Raw genomic sequence first — 20,016 nt, forward strand, 5'->3', positions numbered from 1 at the left:
CACCTGGCCGTCTTGGGTTACTCGGCAGCGATCTTCGCTTGAGCGGCTGCCCGCGCATGTCGGCCGTGCCTGAGCGCGATAGGCGCCATTTTTTCACGGTCCAGCTCACCTTCCCAGGCAGCCACCACCAGCGCGGCCACCGCATTGCCGATGATATTGGTCAGTGAGCGGCATTCAGCCATGAAGCGGTCTACGCCGAGGATCAACACCATCGCTGCCACCGGCACGGTCGGCACCACCGCCAGGCTCGCCGCCAGCGCGACAAACCCTGCGCCGACCACCGCCCCGGCGCCCTTGGACGTCAGCATGGCCACCGCCAGCAGCGTCAACTGCTGTTCCAGCGGCAAGTGGATATTGGTGGCCTGGGCCAGGAACAACACTGCCAGGGTCATATAGATGTTGGTGCCGTCCAGATTGAAGGTGTAGCCGGTCGGCACCACGATGCCCACCACGCCCTTGGAGGCGCCCAGGCTTTCAAGTTTCTGGATCAATTGCGGCAGCGCCGATTCCGACGAACTGGTGCCCAGCACGATCAGCAGCTCCGACTTGATGTAACCCATCAACTTGAAAATGCTGAAGCCGGCGTAGCGGGCGATGCTGCCCAGCACCACGGCAATGAAGAAAAACGCGGTGATATAGAAGGTGCCCACCAGCTTCAACAACGGCAGCAACGAACCCACGCCGTATTTGCCGATGGTGAACGCAATCGCACCAAACGCCCCGATTGGCGCGACCCGGCTGATGATGCCGACGATGCGGAAGAACACTTCGCTGGCCTGGTTGATCACACCCACCAACGGCCGGCCTTTTTCACCGACCATCACCAGGCCCACGCCAAACAGCACCGAGACGAACAGCACCGGCAGGATTTCACCCTTGGAGAACGCATCGAAAAACGTCGCGGGGATCACATGCAGCAGAAACCCGACGATGCCTTCACCGTGTTCGGCCTGGCCGACAAAGCCGGCGATGGCCGAGCTGTCGAGGGTTTTCACGTCAATGTTGAAACCGACGCCCGGGTGCAACAGGTGCGCGGCGAGAATGCCGATCAACAGGGCAATGGTCGAGACAACTTCGAAGTACAGCAGCGCCTTGCCGCCAACGCGGCCCACCTGCTTTACGTCGTGCATGCTGGTGATGCCGGACACCACCGTGCAGAAGATAATCGGGCCGATGATCATCTTGATCAGTTTGATGAAGCCGTCGCCCAAGGGCTTGAGGTCGATGCCGATCTGCGGCCATTGATGGCCGATCAACACGCCCAGCGCGATGGCGATGAGTACCTGGATATACAGGGTTCCCAGCAGTTTTCTGATTGTCATTGTTATTATCTCGCAGTCTTTTTTGGGCAAGCAGACCCCGTCGCAGGTGTTGGCGCGCCTGCGTGGGGGAGTGAATCAGGGGATCAGCGAAGGAAGGTCAGGACTTCGCCCAGCAACAACTCGGGAGCCTCTTCGGCAATGTAATGGCCGGCCGGCAGGGCCTTGCCGCGCACGTCGGTGGCGACTTTCTGCCATTCCTTGAGCGGCTCGAAACAGCGGCCGACGGTGCCTTCGGCGCCCCACATCACCAGCAACGGCAGGTTCAGGTGATGGCCGGCGTCGATATCCGCCTGGTCGTGCTCAAGGTCGATACCGGCAGCAGCCCGGTAGTCTTCGCAGATGCCGGTGGCGGCGCCCGGCAGTTTCAGGCAGCGCAGGTATTCGGCGAAGGCCTCATCGGTAAACGGCTTGAGCCCGGCGCTGCGGCTGCCCATCACGCTGCGCAGGTACAACTCCGGGTTGCTCTCGATCAAGGCTTCCGGCAACGGCGCCGGACGGATCAGGAAGAACCAGTGCCAGTAGGCGCGGGCGAAGGCTTCGTCGGTCTGTGCGTACATCGTCAGGGTCGGCGCGATGTCCAGCAGCACCATGCGTTGCACAGCGTTGGGATGATCCAGCGCCAGGCGATGGGCCACACGGGCGCCACGGTCGTGGGCCAGCACCGAGAACTGTTCGAAGCCCAGGGCTTTCATGAGTTCGACGCCGTCCCGGGCCATTTCGCGCTTTGAGTAGTTTGAGTGATGGTCATTGGCCGGCGGTTTGCTGCTGTCGCCATAACCGCGCAGGTCGGCCGCCACCACGGTGAAGTGCTCGGCCAATTGCTCGGCGACTTTGTGCCAGATGACGTGGGTTTGCGGGTGCCCGTGCAGCAGGAGCAGGCCGGGACCTGTACCGCCTTTGCGGTAGCTGATGTCCACGCCGTTGACGTGGCAGCTGTCTTTTTGGAATCCGGCGAACATGGAATGACTCCTTGTGATGATTGCCTGCATCCTGGAATCACGCGGCGTTCGGGGCAAGGGCGAAAACGTGGAGGGGTTGTTCATGAAGTGTGTAGGAGCCGGCGGGCCGGCTCCCGTTGATCAGCCTTGCTTGAACATAGCCTGGGCTCGTTCGCGGATCTGCGCCTCGGTCAGGTCTTCCTTGTGGGTGGCCAGGAACCACACATGGCCGAATGGATCTTTCAGCGTGCCGGAGCGATCGCCGTAGAACTGGTCCTTGGGTTCGGAGATCGGTGTGCCACCGGCTGCGATGGCTTGTTTGTACTGCGCGTCGACGTCATTGACATACACATGCAAACCGACGCTGGTGTGGCCATCACGCGGGCTGCCAAACGCACTTTCATCGCAGGGTGAGCCCAGCATGATCGGCGAGTCACCGATACGCAGCTCGGCGTGGCCGACTCTGCCGTCGGGCATGTCCAGGCGCATGGCTTCGATGGCACCAAAGGCTTTCTTGTAGAACTCGATGGCTTCGGCCGCTTTTTCGACGCCCAGATAGGGCGTGACACTGTGGAAACCCTCGGGAATAGGCTTAACGCTCATTTCGTTCTCCTTGAGTGGTGGTTATGGAGGGACGGCCTTTTCACTATAGGCCACGTACGCCGGGGCCTGCGGGCAACCGACGAGGTGTTCGCCAGGCAACAGCGAACAGGCAGTTTGCTGCGCCATAAGCGGGTAGGGGGCGCGTTTTTACGGCCAAACCACCGGTTTCCGGGCTCGGCACAGAAGCTGCAATACCTCTGGCAAATCATTCGCCCGAGAGCGTTGTATGTCTGTACTGCCTGTGTCTGCCGATTACCCTATCCACACGCCCCATGCCGCCTTGATCCGCGATGCAGCCGAGGCGATTGCCGTCGCCCACCGCGTCGCCGCCGTTCTCCTGGAACAGGACGCCGAGCGCGACCGCAGCCGCCAGGTGCCCGCCGAGGTGGTGGACCTGTATTCCAACAGTGGCCTGTGGGGCATCAGTGTGCCGCGCGCGTTCGGCGGGGCGCAGGTGTCTTACGCGGTGCTGGCCCAGGTGATCGCGATTATTTCGGCGGCCGACCCGTCATTGGGGCAGATCCCGCAGAACCACTACTGCCTGCTGGAAGATATCCGCTTGCAGGGCACGCCCGAGCAACAGGCGCATTTCTTCGGCTTGGCCTTGCAGGGTCATCGCTTTGCCAATGCGCTGTCGGAAACCGGCGGCAAGCACGTGCAGGACATCCAGGCCACTATTCGCCGTGAAGGCGACGGCTATGTGATCAACGGGCGCAAGGGCTATTGCACCGGTTCGCTGTACGCCCATTGGCTGGCGGTGCTGGCGCTGGATGAACAGCAAAATGCCCAGTTGGCCTTTGTACCGCGTGGCACTGAAGGGCTGGTGGTGGTCGACGATTGGGACAGCATGGGCCAGCGCACTACCTCCAGCGGGACGGTGCTGGCTCAGGATCTGCGGGTGCCGGCCTTCAATTTGTTTCCTACGCACAAATCCTACGATTCCCCAACGTTGGCCGGACCTTTCGCACAATTGACCACTGCCGCCATCGACGCGGGCATTGCCCGAGCCGCGCTGCGCGACACCGTGCAGTTCGTCCAGCAATTCGCCCGGCCGTGGATCGATGCCGGGGTAGAGAAAGCCAGTGAGGATCCACTGACCATCATTCAGGTCGGTGCCCTGGATATTCGCCTGGAAGCCGCCGAAGCCTTGCTCGACCGCGCCGGCTTTGCCCTGGATGCCGCGCGCCCGGCCCCAGATGAAGACAACGTCGCCCACGCGTCCCTCGCCGTCGCGCGAGCAAAAGTGCTGACCACTGAAATCGCCATCGAAGCCAGTAACAAGCTGTTCGAACTGGGGGGCACCCGTTCCACCTTGAAGAAGCACAACTTCGACCGCCACTGGCGCAACGCGCGGGTCCACACCCTGCACGACCCGGTGCGCTGGAAGTACCACGCGGTGGGTAATTGGCTGCTCAACGGCGCCAAGCCGCCGCGCCATGACTGGTCGTGATCCATGGCTGAACTGTTCAAGAACATCTATTGGGCCGACATCGGCCAGGCCTGCCTGGAAACCCTGAGCATGCTCGCCGCTGCGCTGGGTTTTACCGTGCTGCTCGGGCTGCCCCTGGGCGTGCTGCTGTTTCTCACCGGCAAGCGCCAGTTGCATGAGGCGCTGGTGGTGTATCGGTTGCTGTCGGTGGTGGTCAACGTGTTGCGTTCGCTGCCGTTCATCATCCTGCTGATCGTGTTGATCCCGCTCACCACCTTGCTGGTGGGCACCTCCCTCGGTGTGCCGGGCACCATCCCGCCACTGGTGGTGGGCTGTACGCCGTTCTTTGCGCGGCTGGTGGAAACCGCGCTGCGCGAGGTGGATCGCGGCGTGGTCGAGGCCACCCAATCCATGGGCGCCAGCACCTGGCAGGTGATCCGTCACACCCTGTTGCCGGAGGCCCGGGGCGGGCTGCTGGCGGCAGTGACCGTGACCGCGATTGTGCTGGTGGACTACACCGCCATGGCCGGCGTGATCGGTGGCGGCGGCCTGGGTGACCTGGCAATTCGCTACGGCTACCAGCGCTTTCAGACCGACGTAATGGTGGTCACCGTGGTGCTGCTGTTGGTGCTGGTTCAGGCCCTGCAGATGACCGGTGACCGTTTGGTGGCGCGTTACAGCCGCCGTTGATTCCTATAACAACTGCTTTCGGAGCCTGTATGAAAAAGTCCCTGGCCATTTTGGCCGCTGTCCTGTCGTTGAATGCCTTTGCCAATGAAAAGCTGGTGGTCGGTGCGACCCCTGTGCCCCATGCGGAAATTCTCGAGTTCGTCAAACCGGTGCTGGCCAAGGAGGGCGTGGACCTGCAGATCAAAGTCTTCACCGACTTTATCCAGCCCAACCAACAACTGTCGCTGAAGAACATCGACGCCAACTATTACCAGTACCGCCCGTTCCTCGACGACTACAACAAGACCCGTCACACCGATCTGGTGCCGGTGGTGGGCGTGCATATCGAACCTTTTGGCGCTTACTCGACCAAGATCAAAAACATCTCGGAGCTCAAGGACGGCGCCACGGTGTCGATCCCCAACGACCCGGTCAACACTGGCCGTGCCCTGGTGCTGCTGGATGAGGCGGGCCTGATCAAACTCAAGGACCCGAGCAACACCCTGAGTACACCGCGCGATATCGCGGAAAACCCCAAGCATTTGAAAATCCGCGAACTGGAAGGCGCCTTGTTGGCCCGCTCGGTGAGCCAGGTGGATTTGGCGTTTGTGTTTGCCAACTACGCGCTGGAAGCGGGGATCGATACCAATAGCGCGTTGATCGTGGAGAAGGGCAAGTCGCTGTACGTCGAGTACCTGGTGGCGCGGCCGGATAACATCAATGACCCACGTATCCAGAAACTGGCCAAGGCGTTGAATTCCGATGAACTGCGTCAGTTCATCCTGACCCGTTACAAAGGTCAGATTGCCCCTGGGTTCTGAGTCCAACACCGATCAACTGTGGGAGCTGGCTTGCCTGCGAAAGCGGTGGGTCAGCTTGCACATCTGCTACTGATACACCGCTTTCGCAGGCAAGCCAGCTCCCACATTGATTGGATTGTCACTTCAGGATTTGGGAGTGGGCTCCAACAACTGTGCACCTGGTCCGCACTCGCCGAGCTTGTCATCCTGATTCCGCAACGGGCACGCCTCCATCGACAGGCACCCGCAACCGATACAGCCATTGAGCTTGTCCCGCAGCAGCACCAGCTTATTGATGCGCTCATCCAGGTCTTCCCGCCACAGCGCCGACAAGCGCTCCCAATCCTGCGCCGTGGGCGTGCGTCCATCCGGCAAGGCCTGCAACGCCTCGCCGATCGTTGCCAGTGGTATGCCCAAACGCTGGGCGATCTTGATCACCACCACGCGCCGCAACACATCGCGAGGATAACGCCGCTGGTTGCCGGCATTGCGATTGCTCTTGATCAACCCCTTGGTTTCATAGAAATGCAGGGCTGTGACCGCCACACCGCTGCGGGCGGCCAGTTGGCCGACCGTGAGTTCCTTGTTGAGCATGAAAAAACTCCCAGGCAACGCTTGACCTTGACTTAACTAGAGGTTTTACCCTGCGTGGCATCGAATCGCAAGATTCTGCCTACAGAGGAAGGGGAGTGTTCATGCAGGTATCAGAGAAAAATCGCAGCTTCACTCAATTGATCGAATTTCAGATCGAGCCCCAGCAGCAAGTCGCCCTGGTGGCGGCCTTGACCACCCAAAGCGAACGCCTGGCCCAAGGCCACGGCGGCTTTATCAATGCCAGTGTGCAGGTCAGCGATGACGGACGGCGGGTGCTCAACTACCTGCAATGGCGCTCGCGTGAAGACGGCGAGGCGGCGTTCCAGTGCTTTGAGCATGGCGAGGAAGATTTCTGGACGCTGATTCGCGCCCATCAGGCCACGGCGGTGACCTTCGGCTCGTTCCAGGTGCTGCGCAGTTTCGAGCGCAGCCATGACAACGCGTTGCACTGCCGCCTAAATGGATAAATGCAGCATGCGCTCGCCTTGCACGTTTTCACCAGGGCGGCGCTTGTTCACCGCCAGCTCGCCGATCTTGATCAGGCGCGTACGTGTGACGTTACGGCTCAAGCCCAACAGGTTGGCGGTGTGCACCTGGTTGTAATGGCTGAAACGATAGGCGGCGCGTAGCAGGGCATCCTCGACCTTTTCATGCAGGGCGCCGGCCTGTTCTTCGAACAGCTTCTGGAAGGCGCGCGCGAGCAAGGCTTCGGCGCTGTTGTCGGTGCCGTGCGGGCTGTCGTCCTGGCGTTCGATGCGCATGTTTGACAGGCGCAGGTCGTCCCGTTCGATCACGCCGTTACGGCAGATCAACAGGGTGTGGTGAATCACGTTCTCCAGCTCGCGGATATTGCCCGGCCAGCTGTAGCTCTTGAGCTTTTGCTCGGCCTCGCGGCTGATGGTGATCGGGCCGTAGCCCAGGCGCTGGCTGTAGGCTTCGATGAAGTGTCGGGTCAGCGGCAGGATATCGCCGGGGCGCTCGCGCAACGGGCTGAGTTCCAGGCTGACCACGTCAAGGCGGTAGTAGAGGTCTTCCCGGAAATGCCCGGCGTTGATGGCTTTTTCGAGTTGCACGTTGGTCGCGGCCAATACACGCACATCAATCGGAATGCTCTTACGCGAACCCAGGCGCACGACCTCACGTTCCTGTAGGACGCGCAACAGCTTCACTTGGATTGCCATCGGCAGATCGCCGATCTCATCGAGGAACAAGGTGCCGCCGTCGGCTTCTTCAAACCAGCCGGCCTTGGCACTGAGGGCACCGGTAAAGGCGCCTTTCTCATGGCCGAACAGCTCGGCTTCCACCAGGGATTCGGAGAACGCCCCGCAATTCACCGCCACGAAAGGCCGGTTGCGCCGCGCGCTGAGGTTATGGATATGGCGCGCCACCAGCTCTTTACCGGTGCCGGTCTCGCCGATGATCAGCACGCTGGCTTCGCTGGGCGCCACTTGCTGGATATGGTCGAGCAGCGCCTGGGATTTCGGGTCTTCGAAGACCTGGGCCGTGGCGCGGATCGACGTCGCGAGGGCGGGCGAGGGCGGTAGGGTCAACAGCTGCATGGGCACCTCTCTTAGGAATAGAACGTAGGAATCGGCAGGGATTGGTTCAACGCCCAATCCCCCAGTTCGTGGAGTTTGTAGTCCACCGGATCGTGCAGGGTCTGTGTACGCAGGTTGCGCCAGTGACGGTCCAGACGCAGCGAGGCGTGGGTGGAGCGCGCGCCGGTCACTTCGAACAACCGGCTGCACAGGTCCAGGCCCTGGCGGGTGGCGGCGACTTTGGCGGTGGCGATGGCGATAGCCAATTGGCCGCGCTCGGATTCACTGAGGTTCGCACCCTTGGCCCAGGCTTGGTCGAGCAACTCGGCGGCGCGTTCCACCAGCAGGCGAATACCTTCCAGGGCGACCCAGAACTCACCGTAGTGATGCAGCACGTAAGGGTCTTGGCGCACGTCTTCAGCCGAGGACTTATGCCAGGCGCGCGTTTCGGTCAGGGTGTAATTGCGGGCTTCTTCGAAAGCGCCTTCGGCAATCCCGAGAAACATATGCGTGAAGGTCAACTGGGCAATCAGCGGGCGCAGGCAGGCGAAGGGCGTGCTCAGTGGGCCGGGATCGAGCAGCAATTCGGACTCTTCGACGCGTACGCGTTCGAAGCTGGCGCTGCCACTGTCGGTCTGGCGCTGGCCGATATTGTTCCAGTCGTTGTGCAAGGTAATGCCGCTGCGCCCGCTCGGGATTGCGGCGATCAGCAGCTTGCCGCCGGCGGTTTCATCCACCGCCGAGGCGATCAGCATCTCCGAGTCGCTGGCGCCGGAGCAGAAGCTCTTTTTGCCGGAGAACTCGCGCCAGCCGCCGAAATCCTTGACCACGGTGCGGGTGTCCAGCGGGTTGAGGGCGTTGCCCCAGAACCAGTTTTTGCGTGCGGTCTGTTCGAACCAGGGTTGCCATTGGTCCGGGCGCGAAAACAGGCGCACGGTGGCGAGCATCAGGTGGTGGAAGCCGAAGACGTGGGCGATGGAACTGTCGACCTTGGCGAATTCACGGACGATCCCCAGGGTTTCGCTCCAGCGTGCACCAAGGCCGCCGTATTGGGTGGGAATGCTCAGGGCGAGCAGGCCGCTGTGGCGCAGCGCGTCACGTTCGGCTTTGGGCGTGCCGCCGCGCTCGTCGCGCTCGACGGCGGTAAGGGCGAATTCGGCGGCCAGCAGTTTGGCGGTCTGCAAAGGGGAGGGCAGGACGCTGTGGGGTTTGGCTGTCACGCGGTGTTCCTCAATGTCTATTTGGCAATCAAGGCCAAATGTGGGAGCTGGCTTGCCTGCGATAGCATCACCTTGCTATGCCTGACACTCCGAAGTGCCTGCATCGCGGGCAAGCCCGGCTCCCACATAAAGCAGATCCCAGCATTACTAGGCCTTGGCTGGCAGTACATCGTTGGCAATCATTTCGCCGAACGGGCCAGTGAGGTTGGTGACACCACGCCCGGCCAGGCTGGCGTAGGGTTCCGGCAGCAGCGGGAACACCAGCTCGGCAAAGCGATACGCCTCTTCCAAGTGCGGGTAGCCGGAGAAGATGAAACTTTCGATCCCCAAATCGGCGTATTCCTTGATGCGCTCGGCGACTTGCTGTGGGTTGCCCACCAGTGCTGTGCCGGCACCGCCGCGCACCAGGCCGACGCCGGCCCACAGGTTGGGGGCGATTTCCAGGTTGTCGCGGCGCCCGTCGTGCAGGGCGGCCATGCGGCGCTGGCCTTCGGAGTCAAACCGCGAGAAGGATTTTTGCGCGGCGGCGATGGTTTCGTCGCTGATGTGTTCGATCAGTTTGTCGGCGGCTTTCCAGGCGTCCTCTTCGGTTTCACGCACGATCACATGCAGGCGAATGCCGAACTTCACGGTGCGCCCGTGGCGTGCGGCGCGTTCACGCACATCCGCGAGTTTTTCCGCGACGGCGGCCGGCGGTTCGCCCCAGGTCAGGTACACATCGACCTGTTCGGCGGCGAGGTCGTGGGCTGCGTCGGAGGACCCGCCAAAATACAGCGGCGGATAAGGCTTCTGCACTGGTGGGTACAGTGCCTTGGCGTTCTGCACGCGCAGGTGTTTGCCTTCAAAATCTACCGATTCGCCCTGCAATACGCGGCGCCAGATCTGTAGGAATTCATCGGAGACTTCGTAACGTTCACTGTGGTCGAGGAAGCTGCCGTCGCCACGGTTTTCATCGGGGTCGCCGCCGGTCACCACGTTGATCAGCAAGCGGCCGTTGGACAGGCGATCCAGCGTTGCTGCCATGCGTGCAGAAACAGTCGGCGAAATGATACCCGGACGAATCGCCACCAGGTAACGCAGGCGTTCGGTCAGTGGCACCAGTGCCGAGGCGATGACCCAGGAGTCTTCGCACGAACGCCCGGTAGGAATCAGCACGCCGTGGTAACCCAGGCTGTCAGCCGCTTGGGCGACTTGTTTCAGATAATTGAGGGTGACCGGCCGCGCACCTTGGGTGGTGCCCAGGTAATGCCCGTCGCCATGTGTTGGCAGAAACCAGAAAACATCCATGACCAATCCTTAAGCGATTTTCAGCAGAGAGGGGGAGTGCGCTGCAAACAAAGGCGCAGCGCGTTCTGCCGCCAGTTGAATACGGGCTTTTAGTAGTTCACTGGTGATTTGGTAGTCGGTGAAGTCGGCTTCGGTGGCGTACACACCGATCGGCAAGGTCAATGCCTGGAAAAAGCTGAACAGCGGACGCAGTTGGTGATCGAGTACCAGCGCATGACGTTCGCTGCCGCCAGTGGCGGCGAGCAGTACCGGCGTGTTGATCAAGGCGTTGAGGCCGACCAGGTCGAACAGGTGCTTGAGCAGGCCGGGGTAGGAGCCCCGATAGACCGGTGCGGCGACGATCAGCAGGTCGGCCTGTTCGATGGCCAACAGTTGGGATTCGACGTCTGCCGGCAGTTCGTCACGGGACAGTGCTCCCCCCAGCGGCCGGGCAATCTCGCCCAGTTCGATCAGGGTGGTCTGGATCGGCAGCAACGTGGCCAGTTCGGCGAGCACTGCTTGGGTCAGCACGAGGGTGCGTGACGGGCGCCAGGTTCCGCCAGAGAGGGCAACGACATTCAGGGGACGGGTCATGAACAGTTCCTTTTTCAACAGTGGAGTGCAACCTGGTGAGCAAGAGCTATACCAACGGGCGCAGGCCTTGATTGGCGCGGGTTGCATGCTCACTGCCGAAAAGTGTCGCTGTTGTCTGGCTGGTGATTTGTTGATTGGCTGTTGCGCGAGCAACAGTTGCGTGGGCAACAGTGCCAACGCGATGTAGCGTCAGTTATAGAGGGTTGCAGTTATTCCGTAAATGAACGTATTCCCATATTTATAGATCATAAAGAAATATGTGAATGCCGCTATCGCAGGTGCCTTGGCGGTTGATAGCGACTATCGAGGCAGGTGATTTTTCACCGTGCGGGCCCGGGAGTAGCCTGTGTTCATTGACTCGAAACCTCCTTTGCAGGGCCGCCGCCATGAACCGATTCCTCGCTGTTTCCTTATTGATTGTCAGCTCAGTCCTTGCCGGATGTGCGACCCATCCTTCACCTGAATTGCGCCCCTACACGGCGGAAGAAACCAAGCAGTTGGCCCTGGAAGCATTGAGCCGTCGTGGTTTGTCGTTTGATGAATACCAACAGCAGCGCGCGGCACTGACCGGCCAGCCACAGAAGCCTTTCGGGTTTGATCGCCAGGGCGAAATGAACGCCGAACGCAGCGTGACCCTGCATGGTCGTCCCAGTTGATCCCGCGCCTGGCGGCAAAAAGCCCGAGGATTCCCCTAAGGAACCTCGGGCTTTTTGTTTTCCATGGTGTGACTTCAGCCTGTTAAGCTGAATTTCAGGAGCGTTCCTACGCACATTTTCATAAAGTGGTCCTTCTTTAATGGCATGCGATCGGTTAAACCTGACAACCTCTGTCCCGGTCCGTGCCCCTGAGACGCTGCTCTCGGGAACCTGCTCTGCGAGTTTTTAACGTCATGAATAAACGTCCGCTGTATTTCGACTACGCCGCCACCACCCCGGTGGATGAGCGGGTCATCCAGGTGATGGTCGAGTGTCTGGGCTTCAATGCCAATTTCGGTAACCCCGCGTCCAGTTCCCATGCGTTCGGCCAGGCGGCCCGGCACACGGTCGAGCAGGCGCGTCGCCAGGTAGCCGAGTTGGTCGGTGCCAACCCTGAGCAAATCGTCTGGACCTCCGGCGCCACCGAATCCAATAACCTTGCGATCAAGGGCGTGGCCCAGGCGCGAGGCGTGGCGGGTGGGCATATCATCACCAGCCAGATCGAACACAAGGCCACGTTGGATACCGCGCGGCAACTGCAGGAAGCCGGCGTGGCTGTCACCTACCTGGTGCCGGATGCCGATGGGCTGATCAGTGCCGATGCCGTCAGCGAAGCCTTGCGCGAAGACACGTTCCTGGTTTCGCTGATGCTGGTGAACAACGAACTGGGCACCCTCAACGACATCCCCGCCATCGGCGCGCGAGTGCGTGAACACGGCGCGTTGTTGCATGTGGATGCGGCGCAGGGCGCGGGCAAGGTGGCAATCGATCTGGCGCAATGGTCGGTGGACTTGATGTCATTTTCGGCCCACAAGCTGTATGGCCCCAAAGGGATTGGCGCGTTGTATGTCGGCCCTCGGGCGCAGCAGAAGGTGTTGGCGCAGATCCACGGCGGTGGTCACGAAGGCGGCCTGCGCTCCGGCACCCTGGCGACCCATCAGATTGCCGGCATGGGCACCGCGTTTGCCTTGGCGGCGGCGTCTTTTGCTGAAGAAAAGGCGGTGATCGTCGCCTTGCGTCAGCGCTTGCTGGACCAGTTGGAATCGGTGGCCGGCGTGCGTCTCAATGGCAGCGCGACACAACGTATTCCACATACCCTGAGCCTCACGTTTGGCGAAGGCGAATTCAACGCCGCTGCGTTGAGTGCGGGGATCGCGTTTTCCGCGACCTCGGCCTGCAATTCGGCGAGCAACGCGCCGTCCCATGTGCTCCTGGCGTTGGGCCATGATGCACGTAGCGCCGGCCGTACCATTCGCTTGAGCCTGGGCCGGTTTACCACCGAGCAGGATATCGACCAAGCGGTGCAATTGATCAAGGCGGCCCTGGCCAGTGCACCGGCGTTCTGGGCGGTCTGATTCACATAATAATTATTCGTGGTTAGCAGGAGACACAATGAGTACGCAGCCTTTGACCCATGGAACGGTTCCCCAGCGCCTGGCGCACACCCGTGAACTGATGAGCCGCGAGGGCATTCACGCCCTGCTGGTGCCGTCGGCCGACCCGCACTTGTCCGAGTACCTGCCGGGTTACTGGCAGGGGCGGCAATGGTTGTCGGGGTTTCATGGTTCGGTGGGAACGCTGATTGTCACGGCGGATTTCGCCGGCGTGTGGGCCGATAGCCGTTACTGGGAACAAGCGACCAAGGAACTCAAGGGCAGCGGCATCGAATTGGTGAAACTGCAGCCAGGCCAACCCGGACCGCTGGAGTGGCTGGCCGAGCAAACGCCGGAAGGTGGCGTTGTCGCGGTAGACGGTGCGGTCATGGCCGTGGCCTCGGCGCGGACCCTGGGCAGCAAGTTGGCGGAGCGCGGTGCACAACTGCGTACCGATATCGACCTGTTGGATGAAGTCTGGCAAGACCGTCCGACACTGCCAAACCAGCCGATCTATCAGCACCTGCCGCCTCAGGCCACCGTCAGCCGGGGTGAGAAACTCGCCTCGCTGCGCGCTGCCCTGAAGGAGAAGGGCGCCGACTGGCACTTCATCGCCACCCTGGACGACATCGCCTGGCTGTTCAACCTGCGCGGCGGTGATGTGTCGTTCAACCCGGTGTTTGTGTCCTTTGCGCTGATCAATCAACAGCAGGCCACGTTGTTCGTAGCGTTGAGCAAAGTCGATGCAGAGCTGCGGGCGGTGTTGGAACAGGATGGCGTGACGCTGCGCGACTACAGCGAAGTGGCGAATGCCTTGCGTAACGTGCCGGCGGGCGCCAGTGTGCAGGTCGACCCGGCGCGCGTTACCGCGGGCTTGCTGGAAAACCTCGATGCCGGCGTCAAGCTGGTCGAAGGACTCAACCCGACCACCTTGGCCAAGTCGCGCAAGAGCCTGGCCGACGCGGAACACATCCGCCAGGCCATGGAGCAGGACGGCGCGGCGTTGTGCGAATTCTTCGCCTGGCTGGACAGTGCGCTGGGGCGCGAACGTATCACCGAACTGACCATCGACGAACACCTGACCGCTGCGCGTACCCGTCGCCCCGGTTATGTGTCGCTGAGCTTCAACACCATCGCGGCGTATAACGCCAATGGTGCGATGCCGCACTACCACGCCACTGAAGAAGAGCACGCAGTGATCGAAGGCGATGGGCTGCTGCTGATCGATTCGGGCGGCCAGTACCTCGGCGGCACCACGGATATCACGCGGATGGTTCCAATCGGTACGCCGAGCGAGGAACAGAAACGCGACTGCACCCGTGTGCTCAAGGGCGTGATTGCCTTGTCCCGTGCGCATTTCCCGAAAGGCATCCTTTCACCGCTGCTGGACGCCATTGCTCGTGCGCCGATCTGGGCTGAGGGCGTGGACTACGGCCACGGTACCGGGCACGGCGTAGGCTATTTCCTCAATGTGCATGAAGGTCCGCAAGTGATTGCCTATCAAGCGGCCACTGCGCCGCAAACGGCGATGCAGCCGGGGATGATCACCTCCATCGAGCCGGGCACTTACCGTCCGGGCCGCTGGGGCGTGCGTATCGAGAACCTGGTGCTGAACCGCGAAGCCGGCAAGACTGAGTTCGGCGAGTTCCTCAAGTTCGAAACCTTGACCCTGTGCCCGATCGACACGCGTTGCCTGGAACCGTCGCTGCTCACGGTAGACGAGCGTGAGTGGCTCAACGCTTACCATGCCGAGGTGCGTGAGCGTCTGAGTCCGTTGCTCGCCGGTGCCGCACTTGACTGGTTGCAGGTGCGCACTGCGGCTATTTGATCGCCTGCAATTCAGGGGCCTGGGCCAGGGCGTCGGCCATATAGTCGACGAATGCCTTGACCCGGGCCGATTGCCGACGGTTGGGCGCCGACACCGCATGGATCGGCAGTGATTGCGGGGTGTAGTCCTGCAATAACGCGATCACGCGGCCGGCTTTCAGATCATCATGGAACAACCATAGGGGCGACAGCGCAATGCCAAGCCCCGTCAACACCATTTCCCGCACCGCCTCTGAGTTATTGCTCTGGGCGTTGCCGGCAATGCGCACGCTGTGTCGCGTGCCATTCTTTTCGTAAACCCACTGGTTCTGGCTGCTGAGCAGGTTGAACAGCAGACAGTTGTGCTGGCTGAGATCCTGCGGGGTTTTCGGGGTGGGATGGTTGGCCAGGTAGGCCGGGCTGGCCAGGGTGACGCGGTGGGTGGTGCCGATCTGCCTGGCGATCAAGCCGCTGTCGCGCAGTTCACCGATTCGCAGGGTCACGTCCAGGCCTTCGCTGACCATGTCCTGCAGGTGATCGTTGAGTTGCAGGTCTACCTGTACGTCAGGGTATTTCTGCAGGAAATCGCTCAAGCGTGAAGCAATCTGCAGGCGGCCGAAACTCACCGATGAGCCCACGCGCAGGGGGCCGGCGATCGCCTCTTTGCCCGTCTGGAAGCTGTGTTCGGCAGCATCCACGGCGGCGAGGATTTCGCGACAGTGGCTGTAGTACCGCTGACCTTCGTCGGTCAGGGACAGTTGGCGCGTACTGCGGGCAATCAGCTTGCCGCCCAGTTCGGTTTCCAGGGCGCGCAGGACTTTGCTGATGGTGGGTTGGGTAGTCTGCATTTCCCGGGCGACGGCGGAGAAGCTGCCGCGTTCGATCACGCGAACGAAAATCGCCATTGCGTTGAGTTTGTCCATGGGGCGTCCAATTCATTCTTATTGCGCATAAGCACTATAGTCTTTTAGTGTCTTATCGGCATGAATTGGCTGGCAGATCATTGACTTCATTCTTCGATGACGCGAGACCGCCAACATGACTGATATGCATGCTTTGATTGTGGATGCCGTGGATGCACCGTTCCGGCTGACGACAATTCCTAAACCGGCAGCAGGCGCTGGCCAAGTGTTGGTCAGAATCAGCGCCAGTGGCCTTAATCCATTGGACGGGAAAGTCCGCGCCGGCCAGGCTGCCCATGCCCGGCAGCCATTACCGGCGGTGCTCGGCATGGACCTGGCAGGCACCGTGGAAGCCGTCGGCCCAGAGGTCGGTGATTGGCACGTAGGCGATGAGGTCTATGGGTTGGCGACCGGCATCGGTGGCGCACAGGGCTCGTTGGCCGAATACGCAGCCGTCGATGCCCGTTTGCTGGCGAAGAAACCCGAGGCCTTGAGCATGCGTGAAGCGGCGGTGTTGCCGCTGGTGCTGATCACCGCGTGGGAAGGCTTGGTAGACCGGGCGCATGTAGGCTCCGGGCACAAAGTATTGATCCAAGGCGGCGCGGGCGGAGTAGGGCATGTCGCAGTGCAACTGGCGATTGCCCTCGGAGCGCAGGTATACGCCACGGGATCCGCCAAGCATCGCGCGGTGATCGAAGCGCTGGGCGCGACGTTTATCGACTATCAGCAACTGACGGTCGAGGAGTACGTCGCGCAGTACACCGCGGGCGAAGGCTTTGACATTGTGTATGACACTGTCGGCGGCGAAACGCTGGATGCATCCTTTCGAGCCGCCAAGACCTATCACGGTCATGTAGTGAGCTGCCTGGGTTGGGGGCAACACAGCCTGGCACCGCTGTCGTTTCGTGGGGCAACCTACTCGGGCGTGTTTACCTTATTGCCGTTGCTGACCGGCAAGGGGCGTGAGCACCACGGGCAGATTCTAGCCGAGGCGGCGCGGTTGATTGATGCAGGTAAACTCAAGCCGACCATGGATGGGCGTTCATTCGATTTACACAGTGCGAACGCCGCCTACGATCTGCTCGCAAGCGGCGCGCAAGGGCGCTTGGCGATTGAGATCTAACTCAGGGCTTCGCGCACAAAATCCAGACGGTCCTGACCAAAGAACAGCTGGTTGCCTACAAACAGGCTGGGCGCACCGAACACGCCCCGTAGAACGGCTTGTTCGGTGTTGTCCTTGAGGGCGGTCTTTACCGCTTCGTCGTTGGCCAGGGTCAGAACCTCTTCGGGACTAAAACCGTGTTCGGTCAGCACGGCAGCAACAACAGTGGGGTCTCCCAAATGACGGCCCTCCACCCAGAGGGCGCGGAACAGGCAATCCACAAAGTCATCGAAGCGCACGGGTTGGCGCAATTGAATGCCGGTGACGGCCCGCATCAACAGCAGGGTATTGATGGGAAAGTGCGGGTTGAACGTGAGCGGTACGTTGTAGCGACGTGCATAGCGCGCCAGGTCATCGAACATGTAGCGACCTTTGGCGGGCACGGTGATGGGAGAGGCGTTGCCCGTGGCCTTGAACACGCCGCCCAACAGCATGGGCTTATAAATCAGTTGCGTACCGGTTGAGGCGCACAGTGCGGGGAGCTGGGTGTAGGCCAGGTAGGTGGCGGGGCTGCCGAGGTCAAAGAAGAATTCCAGGGTTTTACTCATGGTCGATGCTCGCTGCTTATTATTGTGGGGGCGTGCTTACCAGGGTTCATTCCAGGGGCGCAGGTCCAGTTCGAACGTCCAGGCGTCGCGTGGCTGGCTGTGCAGGTACCAATAGTTATCGGCGATATGCTCGGGGTTGAGGATGCCGTCCTGGTCCTTGAGCGCGTATTTGTGCGGGAAATTGTCGCGAATGAAGTCGGTGTCGATGGCGCCGTCGACCACCACATGGGCGACGTGGATGTTTCTGGGCCCGAGTTCCCTGGCCATGCTTTGCGCGAGCGCCCGGATACCGTGTTTGGCGCCGGCGAAGGCGGCAAACCCTGCAGCGCCGCGCAATCCTGCGGTGGCACCCGTGAACAAAATGGTGCCTCGATTGCGCGTGACCATGCGTTTGGCCACTTCGCGGGCATTCAGGAAGCCGGAGAAGCAAGCCATCTCCCAGATCTTGAAATACTTGCGCGCGGTTTCTTCCAGGATGCTGCACGGCACGTTGGCGCCGATGTTGAACACGAAGGCTTCAATCGGACCCAGCTCGGTTTCGATCTGCTCGATCAGCGCAATGACGTCTTCTTCTTTACGTGCATCGCAGGCAAAGCCATGGGCTTCACCGCCTACCGCGTGGATGCTGTCTACCAGCGGCTGCAATTTATCGGCGCTGCGGCGGGTGACACACGCCACGTAGCCTTCGCGGGCAAAGCGCTTGGCAATGGCGCCGCCCGTTGCATCACCGGCACCCACTACCAATACGATTTTCTTGTTGTGCGTCATGGGAACTCCCTTGGCTCAATGGTCGAGCAGGAGTCTAGTCGCAGCGCCGCAAAAGGCTGGTTTTGTTGCTGGAATTTAATGAGAGCAGTCAGGGGATGACTGCTCGAGCGATTACTTGCAGATGACGATCATGCTTCGACTGGTGTAGCCGGCAGGGTTGAGGCCGAAGGGGTAGTCCCCAGGTTCCTCGGAATTGTCACCGGACTTTGCGATAACCCGATAGCCCTTGGCGCCGCAAGAGTTTGTTGCACTGGTGTAGCACTGGTCCCAGGAAGAAGACAGGCCGGAACAGTTGATATGCAGGCCTTTTTTGCCACGTTTCACTTCTGTCTTGGTGGTCGCGGCACAACCGGCAATCGCCATGACCATTAACAGTATCAAAATTCGCTTCATTCCTATCCTTAATAGCCGCCTCGCAATGCTAGAGGCAGGCTCTACTCGCTCTCGGGTGTAGCGTTCGCGCTGTCCTTGTCGAAATTCTCCATGAATGACATTCGTTTACGGCTTAAACATGGCCTAAATGAGCGCCAAATGCCAGAGCTACATTCAAACAGCCTTCAATCCGCTGGAACCAGCGGCTTTGACTCGCTGCGCATTGTCACGGTGGCGCCTACGGAGGCCAGGATGATGCACGTGATCGCCAGCCATTGCGCGAGTGACAGGTGTTCGTGCAGGAACAGCAGGCCGGAGAGGGCGCCAAACGCCGGTTCGATGCTCATGAGCGTGCCGAAGGTACGGGCGGGGAGGCGTGTCAGTGCGACCATTTCCAGGGTGTAGGGCAGGGCGGTGGACAGAATGGCGACACCGATGGCGACCGGGATCAGGGCTGGCGTCAGCAATGCGCTGCCCGCATGCACGATGCCGATAGGGGCAACAAACAAGGCGGCGATCATTACGCCGAGGGCGGCGGTCTGCACGCCGTTGTCATTACCGGCTTTCTGGCCATACAGAATGTAGAGCGCCCAGCAGACCCCGGCACCCAAGGCGTAGCCTGCACCCAGTAGATCGATACCGCTGCTCGCTTCGCCCATCGGGATAAGTAGGAGCAAGCCGATGATTGCCAGGGCAATCCACAGGAAGTCGACCGCGCGCCGAGAGGCATAGATAGCCACGGCAAGCGGGCCGGTGAACTCCAGGGCCACCGCAATCCCCAGAGGTACGCTGCGCAAGGACATATAGAAAAGGAAGTTCATGCCGCCCAGGGCCATCCCATAAACGATGACGGTGCGCAGGGATTTGGCCGTCAACTTGGCACGCCATGGACGTAATAGAAGCAGCATGATCACGCTGGCGAAAATCAGGCGCAGTGCCGTGGTGCCTTGTGCGCCGACGATAGGGAACATGCTCTTGGCCAGCGAGGCGCCGGACTGGATGGAGGCCATGGCAATCAGCAGCAAGCCGACTGGGAACAATGTCGAGGCCAGGCTGCGGGGGGAGGTGGTCATTTGGGAGTGTTCGTCCGAAGTCATATTAAGAGAAGCGTGGGCGCTATGATGCTTAACTGTTTGAAGTTGAGCAATATATTGCTCAATTATCCTTGGTAAGGGCTTATAACGGACGAATCTCGAGGTTTTCAGCTTCTTTGATAGAAAAACCAAATCAAGGGTTGACGGCAGATTTCAGAAGCCTATAATTCGCCCCACTTCCGGCGCAGTCGAAACGGAAAACTCCTTGGTAAACAATGAGTTATGTAGATTTCGGCAGCAGGTTGCTTCAGTTCATCGAAGCCAGAAGGAAGTTGAAAAAGAGGTGTTGACAGCAGCGTGTAACGCTGTAGAATTCGCCTCCC

21 protein-coding genes are annotated in these 20,016 nt (G+C 60.7%); 8 read left to right on the top strand and 13 right to left on the bottom strand.

Features of this window, described 5'->3' with window-relative positions; all coding sequences use genetic code 11:
* Nucleotides 1-17 precede the first annotated feature (17 nt).
* The 3 genes from ACP7BX_RS30605 to ACP7BX_RS30615 form a co-directional block, all read right to left on the bottom strand.
* Entirely contained in the window at nt 18-1,322 is a 1,305-nt protein-coding gene (locus ACP7BX_RS30605; RefSeq protein WP_426132052.1) for a dicarboxylate/amino acid:cation symporter, read from the bottom strand.
* A gap of 83 nt (nt 1,323-1,405) precedes the next feature.
* Nucleotides 1,406-2,281: an alpha/beta fold hydrolase gene (locus ACP7BX_RS30610; protein WP_426132053.1), complete on the bottom strand. Its 876-nt coding sequence runs from the start codon at nt 2,279-2,281 to the stop codon at nt 1,406-1,408.
* 120 nt (nt 2,282-2,401) lie between these two features.
* The gene (locus ACP7BX_RS30615) at nt 2,402-2,863 is read right to left on the bottom strand and encodes a VOC family protein (RefSeq protein WP_314534910.1); all 462 of its coding nucleotides are present in this window, start codon (nt 2,861-2,863) and stop codon (nt 2,402-2,404) included.
* Nucleotides 2,864-3,089: 226 nt separating this feature from the next.
* Here ACP7BX_RS30615 and ACP7BX_RS30620 point away from each other — a divergent pair, with 226 nt between their 5' ends.
* From ACP7BX_RS30620 to ACP7BX_RS30630, 3 genes are read left to right on the top strand one after another with little or no spacing between them, the layout of a single operon-like run.
* Nucleotides 3,090-4,313 (top strand): SfnB family sulfur acquisition oxidoreductase, encoded by a 1,224-nt coding sequence (locus tag ACP7BX_RS30620; protein ID WP_426132054.1) that lies wholly within the window; start codon nt 3,090-3,092, stop codon nt 4,311-4,313.
* A gap of 3 nt (nt 4,314-4,316) precedes the next feature.
* Entirely contained in the window at nt 4,317-4,982 is a 666-nt protein-coding gene (locus ACP7BX_RS30625) for a methionine ABC transporter permease (RefSeq protein WP_016980232.1), read from the top strand.
* A 29-nt stretch (nt 4,983-5,011) separates the two neighbouring features.
* Nucleotides 5,012-5,782, top strand: coding sequence for a MetQ/NlpA family ABC transporter substrate-binding protein (locus ACP7BX_RS30630; protein WP_426132055.1), 771 nt, complete (start codon nt 5,012-5,014; stop codon nt 5,780-5,782).
* A gap of 123 nt (nt 5,783-5,905) precedes the next feature.
* Here ACP7BX_RS30630 and soxR read toward each other — a convergent pair whose 3' ends face one another.
* On the bottom strand, nt 5,906-6,355 hold the full coding sequence (soxR, locus tag ACP7BX_RS30635; RefSeq protein WP_426132056.1) for a redox-sensitive transcriptional activator SoxR: 450 nt from the start codon (nt 6,353-6,355) through the stop codon (nt 5,906-5,908).
* Nucleotides 6,356-6,456: 101 nt separating this feature from the next.
* On the opposite strand from soxR, the gene ACP7BX_RS30640 reads away from it, so the two are divergent.
* Nucleotides 6,457-6,822 carry an antibiotic biosynthesis monooxygenase gene (locus tag ACP7BX_RS30640; RefSeq protein ID WP_026000062.1) on the top strand — a complete coding sequence of 122 codons (366 nt, stop codon included), beginning with the start codon at nt 6,457-6,459 and terminating at the stop codon, nt 6,820-6,822.
* Here the strand turns inward: ACP7BX_RS30640 and ACP7BX_RS30645 are convergent.
* From ACP7BX_RS30645 to msuE, 4 genes are all read right to left on the bottom strand, one after another.
* Complete coding sequence (locus ACP7BX_RS30645; RefSeq protein ID WP_033900291.1) at nt 6,811-7,914, bottom strand: sigma-54 interaction domain-containing protein; 1,104 nt, start codon at nt 7,912-7,914, stop codon at nt 6,811-6,813. The two genes, ACP7BX_RS30640 and ACP7BX_RS30645, sit on opposite strands and share 12 nt — an antisense overlap.
* A gap of 11 nt (nt 7,915-7,925) precedes the next feature.
* The gene (locus tag ACP7BX_RS30650; RefSeq protein ID WP_016980225.1) at nt 7,926-9,113 is read right to left on the bottom strand and encodes an acyl-CoA dehydrogenase family protein; all 1,188 of its coding nucleotides are present in this window, start codon (nt 9,111-9,113) and stop codon (nt 7,926-7,928) included.
* 147 nt (nt 9,114-9,260) lie between these two features.
* Nucleotides 9,261-10,400: an FMNH2-dependent alkanesulfonate monooxygenase gene (gene ssuD / locus ACP7BX_RS30655; RefSeq protein WP_038844880.1), complete on the bottom strand. Its 1,140-nt coding sequence runs from the start codon at nt 10,398-10,400 to the stop codon at nt 9,261-9,263.
* A 9-nt stretch (nt 10,401-10,409) separates the two neighbouring features.
* Nucleotides 10,410-10,973 (bottom strand): FMN reductase, encoded by a 564-nt coding sequence (gene msuE / locus ACP7BX_RS30660; RefSeq protein WP_033900283.1) that lies wholly within the window; start codon nt 10,971-10,973, stop codon nt 10,410-10,412.
* 386 nt (nt 10,974-11,359) lie between these two features.
* Between msuE and ACP7BX_RS30665 the strand changes: the two genes are divergently transcribed.
* From ACP7BX_RS30665 to ACP7BX_RS30675, 3 genes are all read left to right on the top strand, one after another.
* A complete protein-coding gene (locus tag ACP7BX_RS30665; protein WP_028615811.1) occupies nt 11,360-11,629 on the top strand; it encodes a hypothetical protein in 270 nt (89 codons plus the stop codon).
* Between the two features lie 233 nt (nt 11,630-11,862).
* Nucleotides 11,863-13,023, top strand: coding sequence for a cysteine desulfurase family protein (locus tag ACP7BX_RS30670; RefSeq protein ID WP_426132057.1), 1,161 nt, complete (start codon nt 11,863-11,865; stop codon nt 13,021-13,023).
* A gap of 37 nt (nt 13,024-13,060) precedes the next feature.
* On the top strand, nt 13,061-14,869 hold the full coding sequence (locus ACP7BX_RS30675; RefSeq protein WP_426132058.1) for an aminopeptidase P family protein: 1,809 nt from the start codon (nt 13,061-13,063) through the stop codon (nt 14,867-14,869).
* Here the strand turns inward: ACP7BX_RS30675 and ACP7BX_RS30680 are convergent.
* Complete coding sequence (locus tag ACP7BX_RS30680) at nt 14,862-15,770, bottom strand: LysR family transcriptional regulator (protein ID WP_426132059.1); 909 nt, start codon at nt 15,768-15,770, stop codon at nt 14,862-14,864. The two genes, ACP7BX_RS30675 and ACP7BX_RS30680, sit on opposite strands and share 8 nt — an antisense overlap.
* A gap of 115 nt (nt 15,771-15,885) precedes the next feature.
* Between ACP7BX_RS30680 and ACP7BX_RS30685 the strand changes: the two genes are divergently transcribed.
* Entirely contained in the window at nt 15,886-16,872 is a 987-nt protein-coding gene (locus ACP7BX_RS30685; RefSeq protein ID WP_426132060.1) for a zinc-dependent alcohol dehydrogenase family protein, read from the top strand.
* On the opposite strand, the gene ACP7BX_RS30690 is transcribed toward ACP7BX_RS30685, so the two are convergent.
* The 4 genes from ACP7BX_RS30690 to rhtA all read right to left on the bottom strand — a co-directional run bounded on the left by ACP7BX_RS30690 (nt 16,869) and on the right by rhtA (nt 19,672).
* Complete coding sequence (locus tag ACP7BX_RS30690; protein WP_426132061.1) at nt 16,869-17,459, bottom strand: 2-hydroxychromene-2-carboxylate isomerase; 591 nt, start codon at nt 17,457-17,459, stop codon at nt 16,869-16,871. The genes ACP7BX_RS30685 and ACP7BX_RS30690 overlap by 4 nt on opposite strands.
* A 36-nt stretch (nt 17,460-17,495) precedes the next feature.
* Nucleotides 17,496-18,227 (bottom strand): SDR family oxidoreductase, encoded by a 732-nt coding sequence (locus ACP7BX_RS30695; protein WP_314535530.1) that lies wholly within the window; start codon nt 18,225-18,227, stop codon nt 17,496-17,498.
* Between the two features lie 111 nt (nt 18,228-18,338).
* A complete protein-coding gene (locus ACP7BX_RS30700; RefSeq protein ID WP_016980214.1) occupies nt 18,339-18,620 on the bottom strand; it encodes a hypothetical protein in 282 nt (93 codons plus the stop codon).
* A gap of 164 nt (nt 18,621-18,784) precedes the next feature.
* The gene (gene rhtA / locus ACP7BX_RS30705) at nt 18,785-19,672 is read right to left on the bottom strand and encodes a threonine/homoserine exporter RhtA (RefSeq protein ID WP_033900260.1); all 888 of its coding nucleotides are present in this window, start codon (nt 19,670-19,672) and stop codon (nt 18,785-18,787) included.
* Nucleotides 19,673-20,016 lie beyond the last annotated feature (344 nt).

Origin of the sequence: Pseudomonas sp. DWP3-1-3b3, from assembly GCF_049896305.1 — a bacterium.
GTDB classification, from domain to species: Bacteria; Pseudomonadota; Gammaproteobacteria; order Pseudomonadales; family Pseudomonadaceae; genus Aquipseudomonas; species Aquipseudomonas azotoformans_A.

Bases quoted from the DNA above. Each gene is read 5' to 3' on its own strand.
- ACP7BX_RS30625 (WP_016980232.1), top strand. From the start codon at position 4,317: ATGGCTGAACTGTTCAAGAACATCTATTGGGCCGACATCGGCCAGGCC.
- ACP7BX_RS30665 (WP_028615811.1), top strand. From the start codon at position 11,360: ATGAACCGATTCCTCGCTGTTTCCTTATTGATTGTCAGCTCAGTCCTT.
- soxR (WP_426132056.1), bottom strand. From the start codon at position 6,355: ATGCTCAACAAGGAACTCACGGTCGGCCAACTGGCCGCCCGCAGCGGT.
- ACP7BX_RS30630 (WP_426132055.1), top strand. From the start codon at position 5,012: ATGAAAAAGTCCCTGGCCATTTTGGCCGCTGTCCTGTCGTTGAATGCC.
- ACP7BX_RS30670 (WP_426132057.1), top strand. From the start codon at position 11,863: ATGAATAAACGTCCGCTGTATTTCGACTACGCCGCCACCACCCCGGTG.
- ACP7BX_RS30640 (WP_026000062.1), top strand. From the start codon at position 6,457: ATGCAGGTATCAGAGAAAAATCGCAGCTTCACTCAATTGATCGAATTT.
- ACP7BX_RS30680 (WP_426132059.1), bottom strand. From the start codon at position 15,770: ATGGACAAACTCAACGCAATGGCGATTTTCGTTCGCGTGATCGAACGC.
- ACP7BX_RS30605 (WP_426132052.1), bottom strand. From the start codon at position 1,322: ATGACAATCAGAAAACTGCTGGGAACCCTGTATATCCAGGTACTCATC.
- ACP7BX_RS30690 (WP_426132061.1), bottom strand. From the start codon at position 17,459: ATGAGTAAAACCCTGGAATTCTTCTTTGACCTCGGCAGCCCCGCCACC.
- ssuD (WP_038844880.1), bottom strand. From the start codon at position 10,400: ATGGATGTTTTCTGGTTTCTGCCAACACATGGCGACGGGCATTACCTG.
- ACP7BX_RS30700 (WP_016980214.1), bottom strand. From the start codon at position 18,620: ATGAAGCGAATTTTGATACTGTTAATGGTCATGGCGATTGCCGGTTGT.
- ACP7BX_RS30685 (WP_426132060.1), top strand. From the start codon at position 15,886: ATGACTGATATGCATGCTTTGATTGTGGATGCCGTGGATGCACCGTTC.
- ACP7BX_RS30675 (WP_426132058.1), top strand. From the start codon at position 13,061: ATGAGTACGCAGCCTTTGACCCATGGAACGGTTCCCCAGCGCCTGGCG.
- ACP7BX_RS30620 (WP_426132054.1), top strand. From the start codon at position 3,090: ATGTCTGTACTGCCTGTGTCTGCCGATTACCCTATCCACACGCCCCAT.
- msuE (WP_033900283.1), bottom strand. From the start codon at position 10,973: ATGACCCGTCCCCTGAATGTCGTTGCCCTCTCTGGCGGAACCTGGCGC.
- ACP7BX_RS30695 (WP_314535530.1), bottom strand. From the start codon at position 18,227: ATGACGCACAACAAGAAAATCGTATTGGTAGTGGGTGCCGGTGATGCA.
- rhtA (WP_033900260.1), bottom strand. From the start codon at position 19,672: ATGACCACCTCCCCCCGCAGCCTGGCCTCGACATTGTTCCCAGTCGGC.
- ACP7BX_RS30645 (WP_033900291.1), bottom strand. From the start codon at position 7,914: ATGCAGCTGTTGACCCTACCGCCCTCGCCCGCCCTCGCGACGTCGATC.
- ACP7BX_RS30615 (WP_314534910.1), bottom strand. From the start codon at position 2,863: ATGAGCGTTAAGCCTATTCCCGAGGGTTTCCACAGTGTCACGCCCTAT.
- ACP7BX_RS30610 (WP_426132053.1), bottom strand. From the start codon at position 2,281: ATGTTCGCCGGATTCCAAAAAGACAGCTGCCACGTCAACGGCGTGGAC.